This is a genomic window from Methanothermobacter sp. DP, from assembly GCF_026692625.1.
Classification (GTDB): domain Archaea; phylum Methanobacteriota; class Methanobacteria; order Methanobacteriales; family Methanothermobacteraceae; genus Methanothermobacter; species Methanothermobacter marburgensis.
The window spans coordinates 785,947-809,330 of the sequence record NZ_CP113501.1 but is presented as its reverse complement, the minus strand read 5'-3'; the positions used below and the strand labels follow the sequence as shown (position 1 = coordinate 809,330).

At 47.3% G+C, this 23,384-nt stretch carries 24 protein-coding genes; 21 read left to right on the top strand and 3 right to left on the bottom strand.

The genetic code is table 11. The features are described 5' to 3' along the window. Positions 1–27 precede the first annotated feature (27 nt). Positions 28–426, bottom strand: a complete 399-nt coding sequence (locus OXN82_RS04325; RefSeq protein ID WP_321212088.1) for a helix-turn-helix transcriptional regulator — start codon at positions 424–426, stop codon at positions 28–30. 224 nt (positions 427–650) lie between these two features. Between OXN82_RS04325 and OXN82_RS04320 the strand changes: the two genes are divergently transcribed. The 3 genes from OXN82_RS04320 to OXN82_RS04310 all read left to right on the top strand — a co-directional run bounded on the left by OXN82_RS04320 (position 651) and on the right by OXN82_RS04310 (position 2,460). Further along, positions 651–1,073 carry an NfeD family protein gene (locus OXN82_RS04320; RefSeq protein ID WP_321212087.1) on the top strand — a complete coding sequence of 141 codons (423 nt, stop codon included), beginning with the start codon at positions 651–653 and terminating at the stop codon, positions 1,071–1,073. Between the two features lie 3 nt (positions 1,074–1,076). Further along, positions 1,077–2,057: an SPFH domain-containing protein gene (locus OXN82_RS04315; protein ID WP_321212086.1), complete on the top strand. Its 981-nt coding sequence runs from the start codon at positions 1,077–1,079 to the stop codon at positions 2,055–2,057. A 79-nt stretch (positions 2,058–2,136) separates the two neighbouring features. Continuing rightward, entirely contained in the window at positions 2,137–2,460 is a 324-nt protein-coding gene (locus OXN82_RS04310; protein WP_013295896.1) for a carboxymuconolactone decarboxylase family protein, read from the top strand. A gap of 135 nt (positions 2,461–2,595) precedes the next feature. On the opposite strand, the gene OXN82_RS04305 is transcribed toward OXN82_RS04310, so the two are convergent. Continuing rightward, entirely contained in the window at positions 2,596–4,647 is a 2,052-nt protein-coding gene (locus tag OXN82_RS04305; RefSeq protein WP_321212085.1) for a NosD domain-containing protein, read from the bottom strand. A 359-nt stretch (positions 4,648–5,006) separates the two neighbouring features. Here OXN82_RS04305 and OXN82_RS04300 point away from each other — a divergent pair, with 359 nt between their 5' ends. The 15 genes from OXN82_RS04300 to OXN82_RS04230 all read left to right on the top strand — a co-directional run bounded on the left by OXN82_RS04300 (position 5,007) and on the right by OXN82_RS04230 (position 13,212). After that, a complete protein-coding gene (locus OXN82_RS04300; RefSeq protein WP_321212084.1) occupies positions 5,007–5,552 on the top strand; it encodes a 50S ribosomal protein L15e in 546 nt (181 codons plus the stop codon). 28 nt (positions 5,553–5,580) lie between these two features. Further along, positions 5,581–5,988 (top strand): RNA-binding protein, encoded by a 408-nt coding sequence (locus OXN82_RS04295; protein ID WP_321212083.1) that lies wholly within the window; start codon positions 5,581–5,583, stop codon positions 5,986–5,988. A gap of 72 nt (positions 5,989–6,060) precedes the next feature. After that, entirely contained in the window at positions 6,061–6,840 is a 780-nt protein-coding gene (gene rnp3, locus OXN82_RS04290; RefSeq protein WP_321212082.1) for a ribonuclease P protein component 3, read from the top strand. A gap of 84 nt (positions 6,841–6,924) precedes the next feature. Further along, positions 6,925–7,299 (top strand): ribonuclease P protein component 2, encoded by a 375-nt coding sequence (gene rnp2 / locus OXN82_RS04285; RefSeq protein ID WP_370005937.1) that lies wholly within the window; start codon positions 6,925–6,927, stop codon positions 7,297–7,299. A 62-nt stretch (positions 7,300–7,361) separates the two neighbouring features. Next, positions 7,362–8,108 carry an archaeal proteasome endopeptidase complex subunit alpha gene (gene psmA, locus OXN82_RS04280; RefSeq protein ID WP_013295890.1) on the top strand — a complete coding sequence of 249 codons (747 nt, stop codon included), beginning with the start codon at positions 7,362–7,364 and terminating at the stop codon, positions 8,106–8,108. A 3-nt stretch (positions 8,109–8,111) separates the two neighbouring features. Continuing rightward, the gene (locus OXN82_RS04275; protein WP_013295889.1) at positions 8,112–8,810 is read left to right on the top strand and encodes a ribosome assembly factor SBDS; all 699 of its coding nucleotides are present in this window, start codon (positions 8,112–8,114) and stop codon (positions 8,808–8,810) included. Positions 8,811–8,854: 44 nt separating this feature from the next. Beyond that, positions 8,855–9,718, top strand: coding sequence for an exosome complex RNA-binding protein Rrp4 (gene rrp4, locus OXN82_RS04270; protein ID WP_321212080.1), 864 nt, complete (start codon positions 8,855–8,857; stop codon positions 9,716–9,718). Then, entirely contained in the window at positions 9,715–10,437 is a 723-nt protein-coding gene (rrp41, locus tag OXN82_RS04265; RefSeq protein ID WP_321212079.1) for an exosome complex exonuclease Rrp41, read from the top strand. Before rrp4 ends, rrp41 begins: the two co-directional genes overlap by 4 nt. After that, positions 10,427–11,242, top strand: coding sequence for an exosome complex protein Rrp42 (rrp42, locus tag OXN82_RS04260; protein WP_321212152.1), 816 nt, complete (start codon positions 10,427–10,429; stop codon positions 11,240–11,242). Before rrp41 ends, rrp42 begins: the two co-directional genes overlap by 11 nt. 159 nt (positions 11,243–11,401) lie before the next feature. Then, positions 11,402–11,671 carry a 50S ribosomal protein L37Ae gene (gene rpl37A / locus OXN82_RS04255; protein ID WP_010876320.1) on the top strand — a complete coding sequence of 90 codons (270 nt, stop codon included), beginning with the start codon at positions 11,402–11,404 and terminating at the stop codon, positions 11,669–11,671. A gap of 1 nt (position 11,672) precedes the next feature. After that, the gene (locus OXN82_RS04250; RefSeq protein ID WP_048901205.1) at positions 11,673–11,804 is read left to right on the top strand and encodes a DNA-directed RNA polymerase subunit P; all 132 of its coding nucleotides are present in this window, start codon (positions 11,673–11,675) and stop codon (positions 11,802–11,804) included. A gap of 1 nt (position 11,805) precedes the next feature. Continuing rightward, entirely contained in the window at positions 11,806–12,273 is a 468-nt protein-coding gene (locus tag OXN82_RS04245; protein ID WP_321212078.1) for a ribosomal biosynthesis protein, read from the top strand. A 1-nt stretch (position 12,274) separates the two neighbouring features. Next, positions 12,275–12,547, top strand: coding sequence for a KEOPS complex subunit Pcc1 (locus OXN82_RS04240; RefSeq protein WP_321212077.1), 273 nt, complete (start codon positions 12,275–12,277; stop codon positions 12,545–12,547). A 23-nt stretch (positions 12,548–12,570) separates the two neighbouring features. Continuing rightward, positions 12,571–12,936 carry a prefoldin subunit beta gene (locus OXN82_RS04235; RefSeq protein WP_147671820.1) on the top strand — a complete coding sequence of 122 codons (366 nt, stop codon included), beginning with the start codon at positions 12,571–12,573 and terminating at the stop codon, positions 12,934–12,936. After that, positions 12,937–13,212: a DUF3194 domain-containing protein gene (locus OXN82_RS04230; protein ID WP_321212076.1), complete on the top strand. Its 276-nt coding sequence runs from the start codon at positions 12,937–12,939 to the stop codon at positions 13,210–13,212. A gap of 236 nt (positions 13,213–13,448) precedes the next feature. Here OXN82_RS04230 and OXN82_RS04225 read toward each other — a convergent pair whose 3' ends face one another. Next, positions 13,449–13,982 carry a GNAT family N-acetyltransferase gene (locus OXN82_RS04225; RefSeq protein ID WP_321212075.1) on the bottom strand — a complete coding sequence of 178 codons (534 nt, stop codon included), beginning with the start codon at positions 13,980–13,982 and terminating at the stop codon, positions 13,449–13,451. A 202-nt stretch (positions 13,983–14,184) separates the two neighbouring features. Here OXN82_RS04225 and OXN82_RS04220 point away from each other — a divergent pair, with 202 nt between their 5' ends. The 3 genes from OXN82_RS04220 to OXN82_RS04210 all read left to right on the top strand — a co-directional run bounded on the left by OXN82_RS04220 (position 14,185) and on the right by OXN82_RS04210 (position 23,371). Continuing rightward, positions 14,185–14,982 (top strand): nicotianamine synthase family protein, encoded by a 798-nt coding sequence (locus tag OXN82_RS04220; protein WP_321212074.1) that lies wholly within the window; start codon positions 14,185–14,187, stop codon positions 14,980–14,982. Between the two features lie 388 nt (positions 14,983–15,370). Beyond that, positions 15,371–18,247 carry an FmdE family protein gene (locus tag OXN82_RS04215; protein ID WP_321212073.1) on the top strand — a complete coding sequence of 959 codons (2,877 nt, stop codon included), beginning with the start codon at positions 15,371–15,373 and terminating at the stop codon, positions 18,245–18,247. A gap of 192 nt (positions 18,248–18,439) precedes the next feature. Then, complete coding sequence (locus tag OXN82_RS04210) at positions 18,440–23,371, top strand: cobaltochelatase subunit CobN (protein ID WP_321212072.1); 4,932 nt, start codon at positions 18,440–18,442, stop codon at positions 23,369–23,371. Positions 23,372–23,384 lie beyond the last annotated feature (13 nt).

Here is a 23,384-nt window from a genome sequence, read left to right as displayed (position 1 = left end):
TGGCAAATATTAAAAAATAGGTGGTTTTCAGGACATCTTTCCTGCCCTTAGAACCTCAAATGCGTCCAGGTCCACAGTGCCGATGGTGCTGTAACATTCAGCTTCTGGCATCTTCTCAAGCTCTTCCATGCTTATGTACTTCATTTTATCAAGGCCACGGATAAAGTACCTGAACTGGGGTCCAAGCCTCTCCCTCAGCCTGTAACCCTTTCCAATGTTTATGAAGTACCTTCTTTTCACCTCATATTCCCCGGTGAGTTCATGGATTCTGTTAAGAAGCCTCCTTGTTGGGTGCCTGTAGGTGCCGTTCTCCATCGCTATTACAATGTCCACAGGGACACCGAGTTCATCCGCAAGTTCCCTCTGGGTTTTACCCGCACTGATCCTGTAACCCAGCACAAGAAATTTCAGTTCATCTTCACTCATAATTCCACCTCCGTTGAATTTATTATGAGACCCACCTTATAAATACTTTTTTATAAAAAAATATTATTAAAATTTAAATTAATTGAATAAATGTAATAATTATATTCAAAATTTATATTATAAATGATTATATCCATGACTGTGACAATATTTAATAGTTGAATAACACTGGGTAACAGTGAATAATATGAACATGGAGTAGATTATTAACTGGTGGTGGGATCATGGGACCTGAGTCATGGGTGATAATAGCTGCCATATGCCTCATAGGCGAAATGCTGACAGCAGGATTCTTTCTTCTCTGGTTCGCCTTCGGGGCACTGGCAGCAGCGGCACTTGGATACATTGGATTCGATACAACGGTACAGTTTGTTACATTCATCGTTGTTTCAGTTATCCTCCTTGGTATTTCGAGGCCATTCGCCGCGCGCATAACAGGAGAACCATCAAAGAAAGCGGTTGCAGATAGACTCATAGGAAGAGAGGGAACCGTGACAGAGGCAATCACACCCAGGAGCTCTGGTCTTGTGAGGGTCGACGGTGAAACCTGGAGGGCAAGGTCAGACGTGGATCTTAAAGAGGGTGACATGGTGAAGGTGAAGGCAATTGAGGGAGTTAAACTCGTCGTTGAAAAACTGGAGGAATGAAAGATGCTGCTTGAAATAATAATTGTACTTGTACTCCTTGTACTGGCATTCAAGAGCCTGAAAATACTTAGACCCTACGAGAAGGGTGTTGTTGAAAGACTCGGTAAATATCAGAGGACAGTCGAAAGCGGCCTCGTGGTTATAATCCCCTTCATAGAGGCCATAAAAAAGGTTGACATGAGGGAGCAGGTGGTTGATGTACCACCACAGGAGGTTATAACCAAGGACAACACAGTCGTTGTTGTGGACTGCGTCATATTCTATGAGGTGGTTGACCCCTTCAATGCGGTCTACAACGTGGTTGACTTCTACCAGGCCATAACCAAGCTGGCCCAGACGAACCTCAGGAACATAATAGGGGACCTTGAACTGGACCAGACCCTCACATCAAGGGAGATGATAAACACCCAGCTCCGTGAGGTCCTGGATGAGGCCACAGACAAGTGGGGTACCAGGGTTGTCCGTGTGGAGATACAGCGCATAGAGCCACCGGGAGACATAGTTGAGGCCATGTCAAAGCAGATGAAGGCCGAACGCATGAAGAGGGCGGCCATCCTCGAGGCAGAGGGTTACAAGCAGTCAGAGATAAAGAGGGCTGAGGGTGATAAACAGGCAGCCATCCTCGAGGCAGAGGGTAAGGCTGAGGCCATAAAGAAGGTTGCAGACGCCAACAAGTACCAGGAGATAGCCATAGCAGAGGGTCAGGCCAAGGCCATACTCTCGGTTTTCAGGGCAATGCACGAGGGGGACCCGACGAATGATATAATAGCACTCAAGTACCTTGAGGCCCTTGAGAAGGTTGCCGATGGAAGGGCCACAAAGATACTTCTCCCTGTGGAGGCCACAGGCATTCTGGGTTCAATTGCAGGGATCTCAGAGATGCTCTCTGACCCCTCAAGGGCATCTGAAAAAATATCGAAAAAATCTGAGCCATCAGAAGCAGATAAAAAATCAGAATCCCCAGAATTTCAGGAAAAACAGTGAATAATCACCTTTTATTTTTTTAGCTGGTGTTAGTTATAAATATCAAGCTGAACATAATAAGATTCGGGAGGTGTAAGGTATGAAAGAGGATGTTTTCTATGGAAAGGGCATGGTCCATGTGAAGGAGGACTATCCTGATATCTACGAGGCAGTTGTTAAACTCAACGAGGCCGCCTACACAGGGAAGGTTCTTGACTACAAGACACAGAAACTCATAGCCCTCGGGATAACAGCTGCAAACTCAGATGACCGTGCAGTTAAAAAGCAGATACAGAGTGCCATAAATGAATTTGGTGTTACAAGGGATGAGATTGTTGACGTTCTCCGTGTTGTTCTCCTCACATCAGGTAACCCACCATTTGTTAAGGCAATGAGGATTCTTTATGAGGTCCTTGGGGACTGATTAAATTCTTTTTTTAAATTAAAAAGGTCATATTCAGTTTTTTATTAATCAGCTCTTGAAAATCACCTTTTGCAAAAATAAAATAGAGAATAAGTATTCTTAAAATTTAAAAATAGAAAAGAAGTATTTTTTTATTTATCTTGTTGTGAATGCTGATTTGAAATCCGCTGCCATCATGTTACCGCTGCTGGTCTTAACTGCAGTCCTTGGAACAGTTATGATGTACCTTGTACGGGCACTCCAGCTCCCCACGGGTGTTATGATGAGCCTGTTACCGATGATTCTCTTACTGATGGGCTTCAGCCGGCCGGCGGATGTTTTTACAGTTATTGATCTGTAGCTGGGGCCGGCAAGTATGCTGTTACTGAATATTATGACAATTGCCCTGGTCCTTGAAACACCTGTTGCACCACTTCTGGGATCAATGGCTGTTACTGCAATGGCAGATGTGAAATGTGATGTGAATTCCATTTCCAGGGTGTTCCCTGCAATATTTTCTATGGCATTCAAGGGTATTCTGACTGTGAACTTAACACCGGGATCCCAGCCCCCAACGGGTGTTATGATGAGCCTGTTGCCGCTTATACTCTGGATGATTGATTTCAGAGCACCTGTAGATTTTCTGACTGTTATGCTGTAATAGTTAGTTCCGGCTATGATAATGGAGCTGAAGGTTATTACAAGGCTTTTTGTCCTTGAAATGCTCATGGAACCGTTTGGGGGATCCATGGATACCACTTTAAGTTTTTGCAGAGGATCTTTGATGAGGGGAAGGCTGTCGACTCCGCCGCTAAAGGTGTAGGGAGTGTCCCCAAAGTTATCCCCATTTTCATCATTCCCGGTGTAGTCGCTCCAGTAGTTACCTCCAGTGGGTGGCGTGAGATTGAAAAGATTGGTTAAATCACCTTCATTTTCCGCCTGAATACCATTGTATATGAAGCTGTTTCCATAGATCCTGTTACTCTTGCTGTAAGTTGATATAAGTAATCCCACGGAATTGTTCAATAAAAGATTACCATAGATTGTATTGAATGAACCTGTGACATGTATGCCCCTATTGCCGCTAAAGCTTATTTTATTTCCCAAAATGGTGTTGTTACTGGAATAGTGTATAAAAATACCATCATACCTGGCCATGTGTATCCTGTTACTCTGAATAGTGTTTTTACTGGACTGCAACAGGAAGATACCATAGTCATCATCGCTTATGTTGCAGTTCTCGATCCTTGAACTGTTTGTATTTGCAAGTATTATTCCGTTACCACATTTTGAGAGGGCAACGTTTTTTATGGTTACATTCCTGCAGCCCACGAGTGCAAGGTAGCCCATTTGGATTCCATTGTAGACCCTGTTGGAGATTCCAGTGAGATAATAGACTGGTTTACCGTCAATGGTATTTGAGGTATCTATGTTCTGGATAAAATGGCCAACTGAGTTGTCCCCTCCCCCAATTTTAATGGCTCTAGATGCGTTGATGATGGAGTTACCCCTTAAGACACTGTTGAGTGAGGTCAGAAGGCAAATAGCATTCTCTGTTATGTCCTCTATTCTGTTTTCTCTGATTACATTTGAAGGTGAGAACCCAGCTTCGATTCCGTTGAGACAGTTTCTTATAATGTTACTGGAAATTGTGTTTTCAGCTGAGGATTCAAGAGAAATTCCAGATCCCTCACTGCTTATATTATTTCTGGATATAATGTTCCTGTTTGATGATATTAGAACTATTCCACCAGTATTATCAGTTATTTCATTTTCCTGGATCACGCTGTTATCGGAGTCAATTAGCCAGATTGCTATATCGTTGTGTCTTATGACGTTCTTTGTCAGGTTACACCAGCCAGCAGATGAATATATTCCATGAGTACCATTGATCAGTGTAAATCCATTTATTTTCGATCCGTTGGCAATTATATTTATTACAGGTTCTCTTTCACGCCATCCATCTATTATTACGGTTTCATTTGCTTTCAGAGTTAAATTTTCTCTGTTTATCACTATGTTTTCTTCGTAAGTTCCAGCGTCCACCACTATAGTATCCTGGGCTTCACTATCGTCTATAGCCTCCTGGATTGTCATATAAGTTTTTCCGGTTCTTTCATTCCGTGAAACAGCTGCTGAAGTTCCAGAAAAAAACAAAACAAACAAAAAAGCCATAACCAGCAAAGAGCAAAATTTGACGTACTTCACATTCAACCCCCCGAAACAAACACTGTATTATATATACCTCCATTTGGATATAGATTAGCACCAAAATCAATAACCGGTAACATATGTTATGGTATTTAAAATGGTTTTTTGATTTTATGGATCATCTGCATCATGTTTACCGGATCTAAATTCCAGCTTAATCTAGTTTAATGGACTTAAATTAAGACATACACAAATGGTTAATGACACTAAAATCGTGTATAAAAAGATTTTTTCATGGAATCCACAGTAAACTTTTTAAGTGACTACATCAAATGTAGTAGTACATAAACCGCTATTTTTAAGGGATACGATCCCATGGATGTGGCGTAAAGCCGAACAAAATAGAGGTGTAAATAATGTACAAATATGTTAAAGACGCATGGAAAAATCCAAAGGACTCCTATGTAAGGGAGCTTATGTGGGAAAGGGCCCCAAAATGGAGAAGGGACCCTGTAATTAAAAGGATTGAAAGGCCAACAAGAATAGACCGTGCAAGATCACTTGGTTACAAGGCAAAACCTGGATACATAATCGTGAGGACACGTGTGAGGCGCGGTAGCCAGAGAAAAACAAGGTTCAAGGCAGGTAGAAGACCCAAGAGAATGGGTGTTAAGAAGATCACAACTGCAAAGAGCATAAAGAGGATCGCAGAGGAAAGGGTTGCAAGGAAATACCCCAACATGGAGGTCCTCAACTCCTACTGGGTCTGGGAGGACGGAAAATACAAGTTCTATGAGGTCATCCTTGTTGATCCAAACCACCCTGCAATAAAGAATGACCCCAAAATAAACTGGATCTGCGAAAAGCAGCACAGGGGACGTGTGTTCAGGGGCCTCACAAGTGAAGGTAAGAAGAACAGGGGCCTCCGAAACAAGGGTAAAGGGGCTGAAAAGGTAAGGTAAAGCCCCACTTAATTAATTTTAGAGGAAAATGATACACAACATCTCCTACCGTCTCATGGTTTACGGTACCGAGGACGAGGAAAAGGTCCTTGAGGCCCTCAGAAACATAATACCCGGAGCAGCACCTGAAAGGGAAATGGCAGAGGGCTACCATGGAAACCCCATCACGGTTTTAAGGGGCAGGGTGGACCGCAGAAGGGCTCTGAGAGAATTCATGGAAAAATTCATTGAGGTCTTCAGGGGCAGAATGGATGAACTCGAGGACCGTTTCGATGAAAACGGTAACCTGTTCATCCGCCTGGATAAACAGGAGGCCCTTGAGGGGATCTGGAAACCTGTAAGGCACGGTGATGCAATACACCTCAAGATCAAGGTGGAGGCCTACCCTGCAAAGAGGGATGTTGCAGCTGAGAATATAAGGAAATTACTTGAATAACTGGGTCATCCAGCCAGATGAATTCTTTAACTTCCATTAGATGCTCAAATAACCGATTTCAGCAGGGTTCAGATGAAATCCTTTGACTTCAAGGAGGATGCTCGAATAACTGGGTCATCCAGGCAGATGAAATTCTTTGACTTCCACATCCAGGCAGGGGACCATGATTCCAGTCTGAGACTTCTTAGTGAGGCTTCCCGTCTCGGTTACCAGGGGGCTGTCCTGGTATGCCCTTATGAGACCTACAGCCGACTCCAGGCAGAGATTGAACTCCTGAGGGATAACCCTGAAATCAGGGGCCTTGAGGTGGCAGCCGGTGTCATGATAAACGCCTCGAAGCCCCAGGATATGAGGCGCAAGGTTAACCGCTTCAGGAGGAAGGCCGACGTTGTATACGTTTCAGGGGGTGACCTGAAGGTGAACCGCGCCGCCTGTGAGAACCCCCAGGTGGATGTCCTCTCTGCACCCTACTCCTCAAGGAGGGACGCTGGCATGAACCATGTCCTTGCAAGGGAGGCTGCAAGAAACAGGGTTGCAGTTGAACTTGTCACCACTGATATCATGGGCTCATGGCTCAAGGTAAGGGCGAGGGTTCTTGAGTACTTCAGGGACATCCTTAAACTCCACAGAAAATTCGATTTTCCACTCTTACTCTCAAGCAGGGCATCATCAATATATGACCTCCGCACACCCCGTGACCTCATAAACCTTGCAGGATGCTTTGGCATGGATCCCCAGGAGGCCGGGAGGGCGCTATCATCAACACCATCATCCATAATCGAATACTCACGCAAACGCCCCCTTATGATTGCAGATGGTGTGAGGCTTGTGGAGGATGAGGAAGAGGACTGAACACAGCCAACGGAAGAACTGGAATAGGAAGGAAAGGCTTGTGGATTACGAAGAACAGGACTGAACCCCGGTGAAGACATGAGAATGAAGATACTCCCCCCCACACTCAGGAACCCAAAGAGGTACATCGCCTTTGAACTGATATCTGAGAGGGAGCTCTCAAGGGATGAAATCGTATCCCTCATATGGGACAGCTGCCTCAAACTCCACGGTGAATGTGAGACATCAAATTTCCGTTTATGGCTCATGAAACTCTGGCGATGTGATTTTCCGGATGCAGTAAGGATGAGGGGGGTGCTTCAGTGCCAGAGGGGTTACGAGGGAAAGGTCATGGCTGCCCTCACAGCGGCACACCACCACAGCGGGGCAAGGGTGGTATTCCATATACTGGGACTCTCAGGGACGGTGCGCTCTGCAACACAAAAGTTTATTAAACCTTCCAAGAAAGATAAATACTGACTGATTTGTTCACATGTTTCATGATTACCAGATTTATCCATCAATAAAGAGAGGTTAGAAAAATGCAACCACTTCAAAGTGCAGGATATGATAGGGCCATTACGGTATTCAGCCCGGATGGCAGGCTATTCCAGGTGGAGTATGCAAGGGAAGCAGTTAAGAGAGGAACCACTTCTCTGGGAGTAAAATCAAAGGAAGGAATAGTTCTTGTTGTGGACAAAAGGCCCACAAGTAAACTGGTTGAGCCAAAATCCATAGAAAAGATATTCCAGATAGATGAACACATAGGGGCCGCAACATCTGGGCTGGTGGCAGATGCAAGGGCCATAATTGAAAAGGCAAGACTCGAGGCCCAGATAAACAGGATAACCTACAATGAACCCATAAGGGTTGAAAGCCTTGCCAAGAAGATATGTGACATGAAACAGATGTACACCCAGCATGGAGGTGTCAGGCCCTTTGGAACGGCCCTCATAATAGGTGGTGTAAACGGGAAGGGCTGCAGACTCTTTGAAACAGACCCCAGCGGGGCCCTAATAGAGTACAAGGCCACAGCCATAGGGGCCGGTAGGCCAGCGGCCATGGAGGAATTTGAGAAGAAATACACCGATGACATGAACCTTAACCAGGCAATAGAACTGGCCCTTGATGCGGTCTATGAGGCAACAGAGGGTAAAACAACACCTGAAAGTGTTGAGATAGCTGTTATAGAAGCCGCAGATAAGAAGTACAGAAGGCTTCCTGATGATGAGATCAGGGACCATGTTGAGGAACTCCTGATCAGGAAGGAAAAGGAGGAAGAGGAGTAAAAAATGGTCAGCCTTGAAGATGCGGTTATCGCCCGGCTCGAATCCCATGGCGAGCGATTCGAAATTCTAGTGGACCCTGACCTTGCAGCTGAATTTCGGAGAGAGGATTCAGAGGTCAGTGTTGAGGATGTTCTGGCGGTCCAGGAGGTCTTCAGGGACGCCAGAAAGGGTGATAAGGCATCTGAGGAGGCCATGAGGAAGGTCTTTGAAACAGCAGATCCTCTTGAGGTAACACCCATAATACTTCAGAGGGGGACAATACAGCTCACTGCAGAACAGAGAAGACAGATGATAGAGGATAAACGCAAAAAAATCATCAGTAAGATTGCACGTGAAGCTATAAACCCCCAGAACGGACTTCCTCATCCTCCAAAGAGGATTGAAAAGGCAATGGAGGAAGCAAGGGTTCACGTTGATCCATTCAAAACAGTTGATGAGCAGGTCAACATTGTCCTGAAGGCCATAAGGACCAAGATACCCATAAAATTCGAGAAGGTCACCGTTGCCATAAAGATACCCGGCGACAGGGCCGGCCCAGCCTACGGCGTGATATCCAATTTCGGGAAAATAAAGAATGAGGAATGGCAGAGTGACGGGTCATGGATAGCGGTGGTTGAGATACCGGGGGGTCTTCAGGATAGTTTCTACCAGAAAATCAATGAACTCACCGGCGGTAACGTTGAAACCAGGATTATCAAGTAAACCCTCCTCTCCTTTTTCGCCTTCAAAAAACAGGGAGGCATAATGTGTTACTCGTAAATGAAAAGGACCTGGTTGTCCCAGGTCAGGTTCTGGCAGAAAATGATTACTACCCAGGCAGGGGAACCTTCAAAGAGGGCAAAAAAATATGTTCGTCATTTGTTGGACTTGTTTCTGTCAGAAATAAGAAGATAAATGTGATACCACTTCAGAGCAAATACATCCCCAAGAGGGGAGATGTGGTGATCGGCGAAATCACGGATATAAGGTTCTCAATGTGGGGCCTCGATATAAACTCCCCCTACAGCGGGCTCCTGCCAGCATCTGAGGTTTTCGGCAAGGAGAAAAGGGAACTTGAGAACGTCTTTGAAATAGGCGACGTGCTCCTTTTAAGGGTAGTTGATGTGGACGAGGTCAAGAAGGTTAAACTGGGCCTTAAGGGCCGCGGGCTTGGAAAGTTCAGGGACGGAATTTTGGTATACATAACACCAACAAAGGTTCCAAGGCTCATAGGCAAAAGGGGATCCATGATAAACATGGTCAAGGAGAAGACACACTGCGATATCGTTGTGGGCCAGAATGGAGTCGTCTGGATAAAGGGCGAACCCGACATGGAGCGGATAGCCGAGAGGGTTATATTGATGATAGACCGTGAGGCCCACACATCAGGACTCACAGACCGCGTAAGGGAACTTCTGGACAGACTAACGGGCACTGAACCCACTGAGCTGGATGAGGATGACGGGTCTGAAGTGGTTGAAGCAGAGACCCCAGTTGAGGATGCTGAAGAGCTGGAAGAAGAAACAGAAAACCCTGATGAAGTAGAAGAAGATGAAGAGGAATTATCCGAGGGCGAAGAATCAGGGAATGAAGAAGTTGAGGATGAAAATAATTCCGAAGAACCGAGGTGATTTGTATCATCACACAGGATCAGCTGAAAACCTCCCCCAGTGTCAGGGAGGACGGAAGGGCATTTGATGAACTCAGGCCCCTGAAAATTGAGGCAGGAATACTTGAAAGGGCTGACGGTTCATCCTACCTTGAATTTGGAGGCAACAAGATACTTGTAGCTGTTTACGGGCCAAGGGAGGCACAGATAAGGAAGCTGCAGCGACCTGACCGGGCAGTTATAAGGTGCAGGTACAACATGGCACCATTCTCTGTTGAGGAGAGAAAGAGGCCGGGTCCCGACAGGCGCTCTGTTGAGATTTCCAAGATAACCGCGGAGGCCCTTAGGCCTGCACTGATACTTGAAAAGTTTCCAAGGTCCGTCATAGACGTCTTCATAGAGGTCCTTGAGGCAGAGGGCGGTACAAGGTGTGCGGGCATCACAGCAGCATCCGTGGCCCTTGCAGATGCCGGGATACCCATGAGGGACATGGTTGTCGCCTGCGCCGCAGGTAAGGTAAACGACCAGGTTGTCCTTGACCTCTCTGAGGAGGAGGACAAGGCCGGACAGGCAGATGTACCGGTTGCAATCCTACCAAGGACACGTGAGATCACACTTCTCCAGAGCGATGGAAACCTGTCAGAGGATGAATTTGAAAGGGCCCTTGACCTGGCAGTGGAGGGTTGCCTCAGAATACATGAGGTTCAGAAAGAGGCCCTCAGAAAGAGGTATGGTGAATAAAATGGATATAATACCTGAAATTACAAGAAAAAGCATAACAGACCTTATAAATAACAAGGAGAGAATTGATGGAAGGTCACTCCATGAGTTCAGGGACATATCCATTGAAACAGGGGTGATATCCAAGGCTGAGGGTTCCTCAAGGGTCAAACTCGGCAACACACAGATAATAGTTGGTGTCAAGCCGCAGATAGGCGAACCATTCCCTGACACCCCTGAGATGGGAGTGATACTCACAAACTCCGAACTACTACCAATGGCATCACCAACCTTTGAGCCGGGACCCCCTGATGAGCGTTCGGTTGAACTCTCAAGGGTTGTTGACCGCTGCATAAGGGAGAGTCAGATGATAGACCTTGAAAATCTCTGCATAATAGAGGGTAGCAAGGTCTGGATGCTCTTCCTGGACCTTCACATAATCGACTACGATGGCAACCTCTTTGATGCCGCGGTACTTGCCACTGTGGCAGCGCTCCTGGATACAAGGATACCTGCAGCGGAGGTTGAGGATGGTGAGGTCCTGGTTGACAGGGAGAACATGCAGCCACTCCCCATCAACAGGAAGGCCCTCATGTGCACCTTTGCAAAGATTGGTGATGAGATAATACTGGATCCCTGCCTTGAGGAGGAGGACATACTCACTGCAAGGCTGTCCATAGGGGTGACAGAGGATGGCTCCATATGCGCCATGCAGAAGGGCGGTGAGGGAGCCCTCACAAGGAATGATGTCCTGAGGGCGGTTTCCATTGCAAGGGAGAAGGTGCCCCAGCTCATCGAGTACCTTGATAAGTCAATGGCACCATGAATCCCCTGGAGAAATCAGAGGTCACCATATTCCGGTGGCTCTGTTCTCATGAGGAGTTATGGTTGGGATGAATCGGAGGTCACCATATTCTGGTGGCTCCCCAAATCTTAAATACTCGCCTTACAATACCTATAACATCATATTTACTGGAGTGATAAAATGGCAAGAACAAAGAAAGTTGGTATTACAGGACGTTTCGGTCCACGTTACGGTCGTAAAGCTAAAAGAGCTGTCAAGAAGATTGAAGAAGAGATGAAGAGGAAGCACGTATGCCCCAGCTGTGACAGGCCAGGTGTTAAAAGGGAGAGCAGGGGCATATGGAAGTGCAGAAAGTGTGGCGCTGTATTCACAGGCGGCGCGTACCTGCCTGTAACCCCGATGGGTAAAACAGCGGCCCGTAACATCAAGAGGATAGTTGGAGGTAAGTAGATTGTACCGCTGCGCCCAGTGCGGAACCCTGATCGACCCCAAGAAGTACATGGAGAATAAGTGCCCGAGGTGCAGGTACAGGATCCTCTTCAAGGAGGTGCCTCCTGTTAAGAGGACCATAAGGGCACGGTAGGATGCTTCTTACAACATCCAGGAAGCCTTCCCAGCGAACAAGGTCGTTTTCTCAGAGGCTCTCCAGGATAATGGGCTGGAGATATGTCAACAGGGGCAAGATGAGTATCAGGGACGTGCTCATCGAGGCATCAGGACCCGTGGCTCTTGTATCTGAAAGACACGGAAACCCCTCCCGGATAACGTTCCTTGGTGATAGGGGGGACGAGAGGGGATACATCCTGTTCAACCCATCCTTTGACATCAGGGGATCAGAGCGGGATTCTCCTGCTGCAGGGATAAGATCATGCCCCCCTCAGCTTAAAGGTATCTGCAGGATCATGGGCCTTGAGGTTGATCCCGGGGCATCAGGGAGCGTCTGGGAACTCAGGGAGGGCGAGGATTACCCCTGGGTTATGGAGTTCTTTGATGCCACTGGCGAACCTGCAGGGTTCAAACTGCTGATAAGGGACTTTAAGGCCGGTGAGTGATGTGGGTCTTAAGAGAATTCAGGGATTCATTGACATATCCACAGGAAACCCTGAATCCGCTTCAGTGGTTTACAGGGCAGTTAAGCCAGAGTTCATGGATTCTCCATCAGGGAGGTCTTCAGTTTCAGTGGACCTTGAGGATGGCCGGATAACCATAAGTATCAGTGCCCGGGACCCGGCATCATTCAGGGCGGCCCTAAACTCGTCGCTTCGCTGGGTGAGGCTCTCACTGGATATGATGGAACTAATTTCTCCAGATAAACAGGATTCATGATTGAATTAATGAAAGGTGATAATATGGAACTTCCACAGAATGTACAGCACCAGCTGGCCCAGTTCCAGCAGCTGCAGCAGCAGGCACAGGCAATATCTGTGCAGAAACAGACGGTTGAAATGCAGATTAATGAAACACAGAAGGCCCTTGATGAACTCTCAAAGGCTGCAGATGACGCTGAGGTATTTAAGAGTTCAGGAAACATCCTTATAAAGGTAGATAAGGGTGAAATCACTGCTGAACTTGAGGAAAAACTTGAAACTCTCCAGTTAAGGGAGAAAACCATCCAGCGACAGGAAGAACGTGTGATGAAAAAGCTGCAGGAGATGCAGGTTAACATCCAGGAAGCCATGAAGGGCGCCGGGATCAATCCAGGGATGGGTAACTAATTGAGCCTTAAAAAACTCAGTGACAGGGATCTGGATGAGATATCCAGTTTCCTTTATAACACCATTTCTGATTTTATACTTGAGAGGGTCTCAGCAAAGGAGATAGTTGATATTGAGATAACTGTGAGCGTTGAATACACCGACAGGCTGGATGTTGATATCACCGCCGAGCTTCATCTCGACGAACTCTCAGATGCAGACCCCCGAATTGTTGACGAGGCAGTGGATGCTGCTTACGAGGCACTGGAGTCATTCCTTGAAGGGTACAGGGAATGATTAGACTACGGGCTTTTCATAATTATTTAGGCTGATTAATTAATACTAAGATCTGGATCATTTAAATATAAGTAATAATTTTATTTCAAAAAGTATTTATATATCCTGTGCCAACCATCATATGAGCATGAATTCCTCCTAGCTTACCAGAGTAAGCCAGCTCAACAGGGCATCCAGCTACAATCCTTTCGCTCAAAAAAAATGTCATCTGATGCCCTGTTCCTCCTCTTTTCTAATCAAAATAAGATTTGATATCTACTCCAGGCATCAGTATTGAAGTACTCTGTGGGTTTTAAAGGGTTCTGCATGTGGATTGTGCTGAGTTTATCTGGACTTCCAACAGGTTTAAGGGGTTTTTCCATGTGGACCGTGTTGAGTTCGTTCCCGGTGTCAAGGGTCACCCTGTAGCCCATGGAGAGCCAGAATTCAAGTGCACCCCTCACATGTTTGTGTGTATGGAGGTACATCCTCCTGTACCCCATTCTGGCTGCATGGGCCTCTGCGATACCAACAAGGAGTGACGCGATCCCCCGTCTCCTGTAGTCCTCATGCACAAAGACCCTCCACAGACCTGCTGCTGTCTCAGGATCATAACTGAAGCCCTCAAATTCACGGTCATAGGCGCGGAGTCCCAGGGTCCCGATTACCTTTCCACCCAGAGAGGCAGAGATGAAGGTGTTCCCCGGTGGATTGAGATAGTGTTCCCTGAATTCCATGATATCCCGGTGGTAATCGGGTATGTACCCGTAGCCAAATTCCCGCCTGATCATATCAAACAGGAATCTTCTTATGGATTCAATTTCACTTTCTGTTTGGGGAATGGTAATCAGAATAATATCAACCACCATTCAGTATTAATTTTTAAGGGCATGCATGCTTCATAGTAATACCTGATTTCGTACACATATTATATATGCTGTGAAGTCTTATAAAGACTGCTGTTTAATTAATTACCATCATGGAGAACCCCACATGAGCTGCTACATCTACTGGAATAAGATAAAGAGGATAGCCTCGAGGCTTGAGGGGATGGACCACCACTTCGACAGGATGGACACATCCAGGGTCATACCCCTCCTGGACGAGATCGAGGAGATAGCCCATGATTCATCCATTGACTTTGAATCAGCCAGGCACATACTTGACGATGCTGATATGAACCATGCCCTCAGGGTCATAAGAACCTTCTATGTTAACCTTGGCATGAGACTTGAACTGGAGAAGGCGGCGGAGGTTAAAGACTCAGATTCGCCATGGGAGACCCTGGAATCATTCTACTTCTACCCAAGGTACCTCCAGCTCCTCAAAAATGAGGCTGCCCTTGGAAAATTCAGGAGTGGGGAGCGCGCTGTATTCATTGGGGGAGGGCCACTACCACTCACAGGGATACTCCTTGCAGATATCTATGGTATGAGGGTCCATGTTGTTGAGATTGAACCTGAGATAGCTGATATCTCCCGTGGCGTGATAGAGAGGCTTGAACCTGGGGATGTGGATGTGATCACTGGTGATGAGACCGCACTGGCGGATCTTGACTTTGACGTTGTTATGGTGGCTGCCCTTGCAGAACCCAAGAGGAGGGTCTTCAGGAATATCCACAGGTATGTGAACCCTGATACCAGGGTTATATACAGGACTTACACGGGAATGAGGGCGATTCTCTATGCCCCCGTGACTGATGAGGATGTGGCGGGATTCAGAAGGGCGGGGATTGTGCTTCCTTCGGGTAAGGTTAACAATACCTCAGTGCTTGTTTTTAAGTGCCCGTGATGTTTCTGTCATGATCAAATCAGTAACATCTGAACTTTTTTAAAGATCACATTATCTCTTTATTACCATTCCGGCAGTCTAGGCCCGATAATTATTATGAATATTAAAATAGAAAATATTAAATATGGCTGGTTTGCAATTTTAACTATAACACCATTATGGTGTTTGATAATAAATTTTCCCTCCAGCAATCAGTTCATGGGACCTTCCCATGAATCCCCTCCTTTTTAATTGAAATTAAGTATTACATTTTGCCTTTTATCAGTTTCTAAAGTATTAACAAAATAATTATATATGTTATTACTCCTACTCATTCTGTACATTATTAAACATTACAGAACTTAAAGGAGGTGAAAATGTTATGAGAAGACAGTATTTCATGGTTTTCATGGTTCTTCTCGTTGCTGTCGCACTGACGGGTTCAGTGAGCGCAGTAGACACAGCATGTGAGGTGGGGGTGGATGTAAAGTACGAATTTGCAGACGACAACCCCCGCATCAACCCTGACATAAACTGTATCACCGATGCAAACGGATCAAAGATCAACTTCACAAAGACCTTTGACCCTGCAGCCAACAGGACAAAGATCATCTTCAATTACCAGAACGTCACAAACACCACAAAATTCCGGATAAAGGTAACAGCACCGGGCTACAGGGACCTAGTACATGAATTCACCCTATCAACCAACCCGGCGAATCCACTGGATACCAAATACTATGCACTGCTTTCACTTAAAATGAACGCCACAGACGCCTACAAACTGGGAAGGGAGATCACCAGGAGGGCAGATCAGATCCTGAACTTCTCGAAGGGAAACGTGCTCGTCATAACAACTGCTGGTATTGTTAAGTACAGGAACGATACCACAGAGGACGTCATTGAGGGAATACTAAACCAGGCAGGTGGCCGTGTAACCTATGGTAAGGGGAACCTGCTTGTAATAAGGAAGTCACCTGTTGACCCCCTGGACACGTTCTTCATACTACAGAGGGGCAGCACACTGGTGGGTGTTTACTTCAAGAATGCAAGCACATCACCGGTTGTAATTAAAACAGTCAACGGAAAACCAGTTTACACAATCGACCTTCTGAAAAACATGACTGAGGCAAACTGGAACCTTCTGGTAAGCAAATACGGAAACTACGCGTTCCCGGTTGCAAGCCTTTCAAACGCATGGATGCAGGGCGCACCATCTGATCTCCTCAGGGCTGCAGCATTCCATGGTCACATGTGCCTCGGTACCATCAGCGGTTATGCAATGAGCCTCACACTATTAAAGTACTATCCACCGGTCATGGACTTCACCAACCCTGGCTCACCAGGTGAGATAACAAGTTACGTGACAGTGGGTGTCCCAGGGGACTCAGATGACGATTCACTGCTCATGTTCCTTGACACCACACCAGGTAAGGGAGGATCCTACAGCGGGTTCAACACCACGGCCACAGGTGCCGACACAAACCTGGTTGGCTTCATAAGGTGGAACCCCAACACCCTCAAGGGTGACCTCATAGTGATGAAGTTCGACAAGGAGGCACTCAGGAAACAGTTCCAGCAGCAGACAGGCAAAAAAACAGAACTTGAATTCAACGCATGGCTCATATCCAGGGTGAAACAGGACCCAACATCCCTTGTGACCATAGTCAGGGAACTTAAGGGCCTCAATGTGACCCACTACTACTATCTCCTGGGAAGCGAAAGCGGTGCCAACGTGACAGATAGGGTAAACAACATAACCTACCAGATTCCACCACAGGTGGCCCATGGACTTGACATGGCCTACATAGACAGCCTTGGACTTCCAAATGCGACCCGTGAAAACAGCACCTTCACATGGGGTAACCTGACATACGAGCAGATCAGGAAGATCGGTGCTGACGCAGCCAACCTTGCAAAACAGCTATTCCTCACAGAGAAGGGTATAAACCTTGAAAAGGACGACAGGGACCTTGTGGTACTCACATCAGCCGGTTACTCAAGGGTTAACGGTCAGGATATGAGTGCCGCCTGGGACGGAGTATTCGATGTTCTTGGTTCAAGGCTCAGCAGGGCAACACTTCTCCCGGTTCACAGACCACTCTGGAAACCACTCTGGTTCACATTCGTCCTGAGGGGCTACGATGGGGTGACAATGGATGCAGTCTACATCTACTATGACCCAACAACCGGGCAGCTGATTGCAAGCAATGCATCAGACGGTAAATTTGTGAATGACATCGGACCAAGAACCCTTAACAGCACACAGCTCAGCAGCAAGGTCTCAAAGGTCTTTGCAAAGGATGGCTGGTTCAACATACAGAGCATAGCAAACGCATGGAGAAACGATCCACCATACGACCAGGTACTGACGTTCCTCTTCCACGACCATGCTTGTCCCGGTGTATCACCAGGGTACCTGATAACAGAGTACATATTCAAGAACTACCCCCTTAAGGAAAACGAGAACTACATCTACCTGGGTAACACCATCTACTGCAAGGACGACGCCATAGTCTATCGACTTGGGGTCTCACCTGGACAGGGAACCTACTTCAACCTGCGTGTACCTGGATCAGATAACGACCCTGAAAACGGGGATGCATACGGAGGTAACATTGAGGGAATCCTTGTTATATGGGACAGCAAGAACAAGGTTGGAAAGGCAGTGGTCCTGGACTTCAAATGGCCGACCTTCGATGTGAACGACTGCGTGACCAGCGATGCGAAGAGGGAAAAACAGATAGCAGGTTTCATAAGCCTCTACAAGGGTGAAACACCAAGCTATATGATTTCAGGGCCGGTTGTAACCTATGACGCTGAGAGGTACATCACTGAGAGTGAACTTCAGATGATCCTCTCAGGTGCCGGTGGTCAGCCAATAGCCTATGTGAAGGGGCTCCCTGCAAACAGGACACTTGAGGACCTCATCCCGGTGAACAATGGCGGAAGTCAGAACGGAAACCAGGGTGGTGTACCAGGTATACCCGGTGGCTCCATGGGTGGTTCAACCGGTGGTTTACCCTCAGGTTCCCAGGGTACTGCAGGGCATTCAGGTTACACACCCGGTGTTGATTACAGTGCTTCACCGGCTGATGTGAGTGCAGCATCTGAGGTTTCAGAGGAACCTGCAAAAGCTGAGGGTAAGAAGGCCTATGAGGTTACAAATGCAACCTCCCATTCTGGCGGCTCTGACTCCTCATGGTACGTTTATGGTATCGTGGGTGTCCTTGTGGCTGCTGGACTTGTGGCCTTCGGATTCCTCAGGGGTGGAGCAGGAAAATAGACCATCCTTCCTTTTATTTTTTTGTCCTGATGATTATTACTTTTTCTCAATTTATATTTAAATTAAGTAATATTCCAATTCAAGTAATAATTCATTTTTAAAGTATTCTCCATTATGTAATAATAATTTATTTTAATAACATAACTCAGAGGGTTACTGTAAATTTAAAAAAATAAAAGGAGGTGAAAAGTCATGAGAAAACAGCTACTTACACTGATAGCAGTTCTCTTCATGGTTATGCTCTGCCAGACAGTGGCAGCTGCAGATAACAGCACCGCAGGAGGTGATTCCGGAAACCTGACAGTGAACAGCACACAGGAGATCAGGGATCCTGTCGTACTTGTCATACACTCGTCAACCAGTTCCAAGATGACCAACGATGCGGCAAAGAAGGTCATGGACCTCATAAACCCTTCACAGCCAGGGTACAATCCCCAGAACAGGTCAACATGGACGGTCAGGTTTGAGGTGAGAACCACCACACAGATATCAAGGATGAACTCCTCTGAACTTAAAAGCCTCATTGAGTCTGCTGATATCGTTATTGCAGAGTGGCTCTTTGACTCAGGTAACTTCAGGAATGTTATGCGTGACTACCCTGAAATCGCATCTAACAGGCCAAACAAGATATTCCTGGTCCTTGAAAGTGACCCTGACCTCACAAACATGTCACAGATCAACGGTGTACGCATATTCCAGGGTATAGATGCAGCGGTGATTGGTAATACCGATACAAAGAACACAATCCTCTATGACCTCAAAAACTCCAACGAGGCACGTCTGAAGGCCTATGTTAATACTTACCCGCAGCTTGCACCCTGGGTGACCTACGGTCTCTACTATGCAAAGAAGGGAACCGTGAACTATGAAAACCAGTTCAAGCTGCTTCTTAAGAACTTCACAGTAATGAATGGGGGTACCTGGCCATCTGAATGGGAACCTGCAGCACCCATAACCATTCCAGCGGAGATGCTCTACCGTGACGGCAGGGTCTTTACAAGCCTCGCTGATTACCTTGCAGCATACCCACTCAACGCATCACGGCCAACTGTTGGAATAGCGGGCCTTGACAGTGTGCTCCTTTCAGGGGATATGGCCCACTTTGACAGCATAATAGCCAGGCTCACAGCCAGTGGAATGAACGTGATACCCGTTGTTGGGGCGTATTCCGGTGTTAACGGTACACAGCCACTCAACATTTATTCGGCGATGGTCAAGTTCTTTGTCTATGACCCTGCAAACCCATCAAGGGTGGTCACGGCAGCGGAGTATGAGGCCAACCCCTCAGCCTACAGGTACAGGATAGACGCTCTTGTGAGTTTCACAACATTCACACTGGGTTCTGGCTTTGTGAACCAGACCGCAGCTCTTCTTGAGAGAATGAATGTACCCGTCTTCAGGGCGATGATATCCACCAAGAGGGAAGAGGGTGAATGGATAGTATCAGAGGACGGGCTTCTCTGGAGTGACACCTACTACCAGATAGCCATTCCAGAGACCCAGGGGATAATAGAGCCCATATTCGTTGCCGCACCGGCAAAGAGTATTGACAGTGTAACAGGGGTTGAGATAGTCGCATACACACCGATAGATGAGCAGATGAACTACCTGGTGCAGCGAATCAGCAACTGGGTCAGGCTCAGATACCTGGCAAACTCCCAGAAAAGAATAGCACTCATCTACTACAATTACCCTCCAGGTAAGGGTAACATAGGTGCCAGTTACCTCAACGTACCTGAAACTCTCGTTGAAATACTAAGAGCACTCCAGAGCTCAGGGTACACTGTTTCAGGCTTCCCCCAGAGTGCAGACGACCTTGTGAAGCTCCTCACCGAAAGGGGAATAAACGTTGCAACATGGGCACCGGGGGAACTCGAGAAACTTGCAAATAAGACCTCCATCATCCTCTGGGATGCGGAGGAATACTATGCATGGTTCCAGAGCCTGAACCCGATTGCGAGAAAACAGGTCGTGGAGGGTCCTGTGGGTTACATTGAGGAGATGGTTAAGCTCGCGCTCAGCTACGTCTCCAGTGACACCGCATACACCGCAGCCCTGAATACCCTTGATAAGTGGTCCTCTGAGATGATATCACTTGCAAATACCTACCCTGAGAAGGCACAGCAGGCATCAGTTCTCATAAGAAACATGACAGAAGCACTGAAATCAGTTCTCAACAACGCAAGGACAGGTCAGAGCACAGATGCACCATGGAACATGTTCTATAACTTCAAAAATGAATTCCAGTCCCTTGCAGTCCCTGGATTCAATGGATGGGGCGCCCCGCCAGGTAATGTCATGACAGTGGAGAGAAACGGCAGAAAGTACATCGTCATACCAGGTATAATGTTTGGCAATGTCTTCATTGGCCCTGAACCCCAGAGGGGATGGGAGGCAGACGTTGATAAACTCTACCACAGCACGGTCGTGGCACCACCACACCAGTACCTTGCATGGTATGCATGGGTTAACACGGTGTTCAATGCGGATGCCCAGGTCCATATAGGCAGACATGCAACATACGAGTGGCTCCCAAGAAAGCAGGTCGCACTCAGTAACTTTGACTTCTCACAGATTTGTGCCGGTACAAAGCCCTCAGTCTACATCTACATCATGGATGGCGTTGGTGAGGGCATACAGTCCAAGAGGAGGGGATATGCGGTTATAGTGGACCACCTCACACCCCCAATGAAGACAACACAGCTCTACGGGGACCTCTCAGAACTCAGAGCCCTTATCGATGATTATACAAAGACACCGGATGCAAGCCCACTCAAGCAGGAGTACTTCAGTTCAATAAAAAAGATGGTCATGAAACTCAACATAGCCGCAGAGATTGGTATCAGTCCAGATAACTTCACTGCAGAGGACATTGAAAGGGTTGAGGATTACCTTGTGGTGCTCCAGCAGACACTCATGCCTGTGGGTCTCCATACCTTCGGGTTAAGGTGGACCGATGAGGAGATAGCCCTCCTTGCTGCTGCAATGGTATCCTCTGATGGCGGCCCATCAAGTCCCTCACTGCAGAGGCTCATAGCATCTCTGAAGGGATGGAACTTTGACAACCTCACGGCACTGCAGGCAGAGGAGCTCAACAATATCACCATAAGCTGGATACTGCAGGTCATGGGTGGCACACCACCAGCGGACCTTACAAACAATTCACAGGTAATTGAGCTTCTCAACAGGGCACGTGATTACGCAGCACTGATAGGCCAGAGCTTCAGTTCAGAGATGAACTCGCTTCTCGATGCACTGAAAGGCGGATTTATAACACCAAGACCAGGAAATGACCCTGTAAGGAACCCCTCAGCACTTCCAACAGGCAGCAACTTCTATGCGGTCTCAGAGAACCTGATGCCAACAAAGACAGCATGGAATCTGGGTAAACGCCTGGCTGACATGGCACTTGCACAGTTTGACAGGATCCCTGAGAAGGTGGCTGCGGTTGTCTGGTGTGTTGAGACGGTTCGTGACGACGGTACCATGGTCTCATTTGTCCTTAGGCTGATGGGTGTGGAGCCAACATGGTCATCCACAGGGTCAGCTTCCAACCTTAAGGCCACACCACTCTCACAGTTACTTGCAGATATCAATGCAGTAAGATCAGCATCTGGACTTTCAAACTTCACAGAAAGGCCCAGGGTGGATCCGATTGTAACAACAAGCGGACTCTTCAGGGACCTGTTCCCGAGGCTCCTCATCAACATGGACAGGGCCTACAGGATTGCCCTTGCCGCTTCATACAGTGAGATCGTCGCGACCTATCCGTCACTTAAAACCTCACTTGACCATGTGCTGCAGACACTTGTCGATGCCAAGTATACAAACTTCAGGGGAAGCGAGCCTCTGCGCACCAACTACATTGCACTCCACTGGATCAATGATACCCTGAGGTACATGCAGGCGGGTCTTAACGCCACGGATGCAGGTGAAATCGCCATCACAAGGATCTTCGCACCGCCTGTTGGTGATTACGGTGCCGGTGTCAGTAAGGGTACAGAGGTGTCATGGACTTGGAACAACAGAAGCGAACTTGCAGACATCTACTTCAACAGGATGAGCCATGCATACAGTGAACGTTCCTGGGGCGTTTCAATGCCAGAAACCTTCAAGGAACTCCTCAAGGGTATTCAAACGGCCTACCACAGCAGAAACACCAACCTGTATGGGGTTGTTGATAACGACGACTACTTCGACTACTTCGGCGGCCTATCAATGGCCATCGAGATGATGAACAATGGAAGGGCACCGGAACTCTACGTACTGAGATATGCAAACCCAGGCAATCCCAGGGTCATGTCACTCAAGCAGTTCATAGCCATTGAATACAGAACAAGGTATCTGAATCCCGAGTGGATCAGGGCAATCATGAATGAGGGGTATCAGGGGCCAAGGACCATAGCCAAGTACACATCCCACTTGGTGGGATGGGAATACACGGTTCCTGAACTCCTTGACAGTGGCTTCTGGGACGAGTACTATGACGCTGTGGTTGCAGATAAATACAATCTTGGACTGAAGACAGCCTATTCAAAGAACCCCTACGCCGCAATGGACATACTGGCGCACTTTGCCGAGATGGCAAACAGGGGCCAGTGGAATGCCAGGAGTGAGCAGCTTGCATTCATTGCAGAGTGCCTTGGAAATTACGTTGCCGAGAATGGTGTTTCATGTTCAGGATCGGTCTGTGGTGACAGGGAACTGATGAAGTGGCTCAGCCAGTACATGTCCTCTGATCTCAGGAAAAAATTCACTGCAGCACTCTATGCGGCAACAGGGGCCTCGGTGTTTGCACCTGAACCATCCGGTGATGTGAATCCAGGTGAGAATCCATCCACAGGGCCCACAACAGGCCCTTCAGCCACAGGTGGCGGATCCTTTGGAAGAACATCCGCTGATGGTTCTGCTGGAAGAACCTCTGTGGCTTCACAGGCAGCTGTTTCAACATCTTCACAGGATTCAGCCGGTGAAGAGGCAGGTCAGCAGAAGTCCTATGAGGTGAAAGAAACTCATTCAGCGGTCAATCAGAGAACAGAGTTCCCGTTATATGGAGTGGCAGGTATAGCGGCCATACTGGTACTTGTGGGTGTGGGATACTTCCTTGGACCTGGAAGGAGGTAGGCCCACCATAATT

Excerpts from the sequence above, each read along its gene's own strand:
- OXN82_RS04325 (WP_321212088.1), bottom strand. The coding sequence starts at position 426 with ATGAGTGAAGATGAACTGAAATTTCTTGTGCTGGGTTACAGGATCAGT.
- OXN82_RS04320 (WP_321212087.1), top strand. The coding sequence starts at position 651 with ATGGGACCTGAGTCATGGGTGATAATAGCTGCCATATGCCTCATAGGC.
- OXN82_RS04315 (WP_321212086.1), top strand. The coding sequence starts at position 1,077 with ATGCTGCTTGAAATAATAATTGTACTTGTACTCCTTGTACTGGCATTC.
- OXN82_RS04310 (WP_013295896.1), top strand. The coding sequence starts at position 2,137 with ATGAAAGAGGATGTTTTCTATGGAAAGGGCATGGTCCATGTGAAGGAG.
- OXN82_RS04300 (WP_321212084.1), top strand. The coding sequence starts at position 5,007 with ATGTACAAATATGTTAAAGACGCATGGAAAAATCCAAAGGACTCCTAT.
- OXN82_RS04295 (WP_321212083.1), top strand. The coding sequence starts at position 5,581 with ATGATACACAACATCTCCTACCGTCTCATGGTTTACGGTACCGAGGAC.
- rnp3 (WP_321212082.1), top strand. The coding sequence starts at position 6,061 with ATGAAATCCTTTGACTTCAAGGAGGATGCTCGAATAACTGGGTCATCC.
- rnp2 (WP_370005937.1), top strand. The coding sequence starts at position 6,925 with ATGAAGATACTCCCCCCCACACTCAGGAACCCAAAGAGGTACATCGCC.
- psmA (WP_013295890.1), top strand. The coding sequence starts at position 7,362 with ATGCAACCACTTCAAAGTGCAGGATATGATAGGGCCATTACGGTATTC.
- OXN82_RS04275 (WP_013295889.1), top strand. The coding sequence starts at position 8,112 with ATGGTCAGCCTTGAAGATGCGGTTATCGCCCGGCTCGAATCCCATGGC.
- rrp42 (WP_321212152.1), top strand. The coding sequence starts at position 10,427 with ATGGTGAATAAAATGGATATAATACCTGAAATTACAAGAAAAAGCATA.
- rpl37A (WP_010876320.1), top strand. The coding sequence starts at position 11,402 with ATGGCAAGAACAAAGAAAGTTGGTATTACAGGACGTTTCGGTCCACGT.
- OXN82_RS04245 (WP_321212078.1), top strand. The coding sequence starts at position 11,806 with ATGCTTCTTACAACATCCAGGAAGCCTTCCCAGCGAACAAGGTCGTTT.
- OXN82_RS04235 (WP_147671820.1), top strand. The coding sequence starts at position 12,571 with ATGGAACTTCCACAGAATGTACAGCACCAGCTGGCCCAGTTCCAGCAG.
- OXN82_RS04225 (WP_321212075.1), bottom strand. The coding sequence starts at position 13,982 with ATGATCAGGCGGGAATTTGGCTACGGGTACATACCCGATTACCACCGG.
- OXN82_RS04220 (WP_321212074.1), top strand. The coding sequence starts at position 14,185 with ATGAGCTGCTACATCTACTGGAATAAGATAAAGAGGATAGCCTCGAGG.
- OXN82_RS04215 (WP_321212073.1), top strand. The coding sequence starts at position 15,371 with ATGGTTCTTCTCGTTGCTGTCGCACTGACGGGTTCAGTGAGCGCAGTA.
- OXN82_RS04210 (WP_321212072.1), top strand. The coding sequence starts at position 18,440 with ATGAGAAAACAGCTACTTACACTGATAGCAGTTCTCTTCATGGTTATG.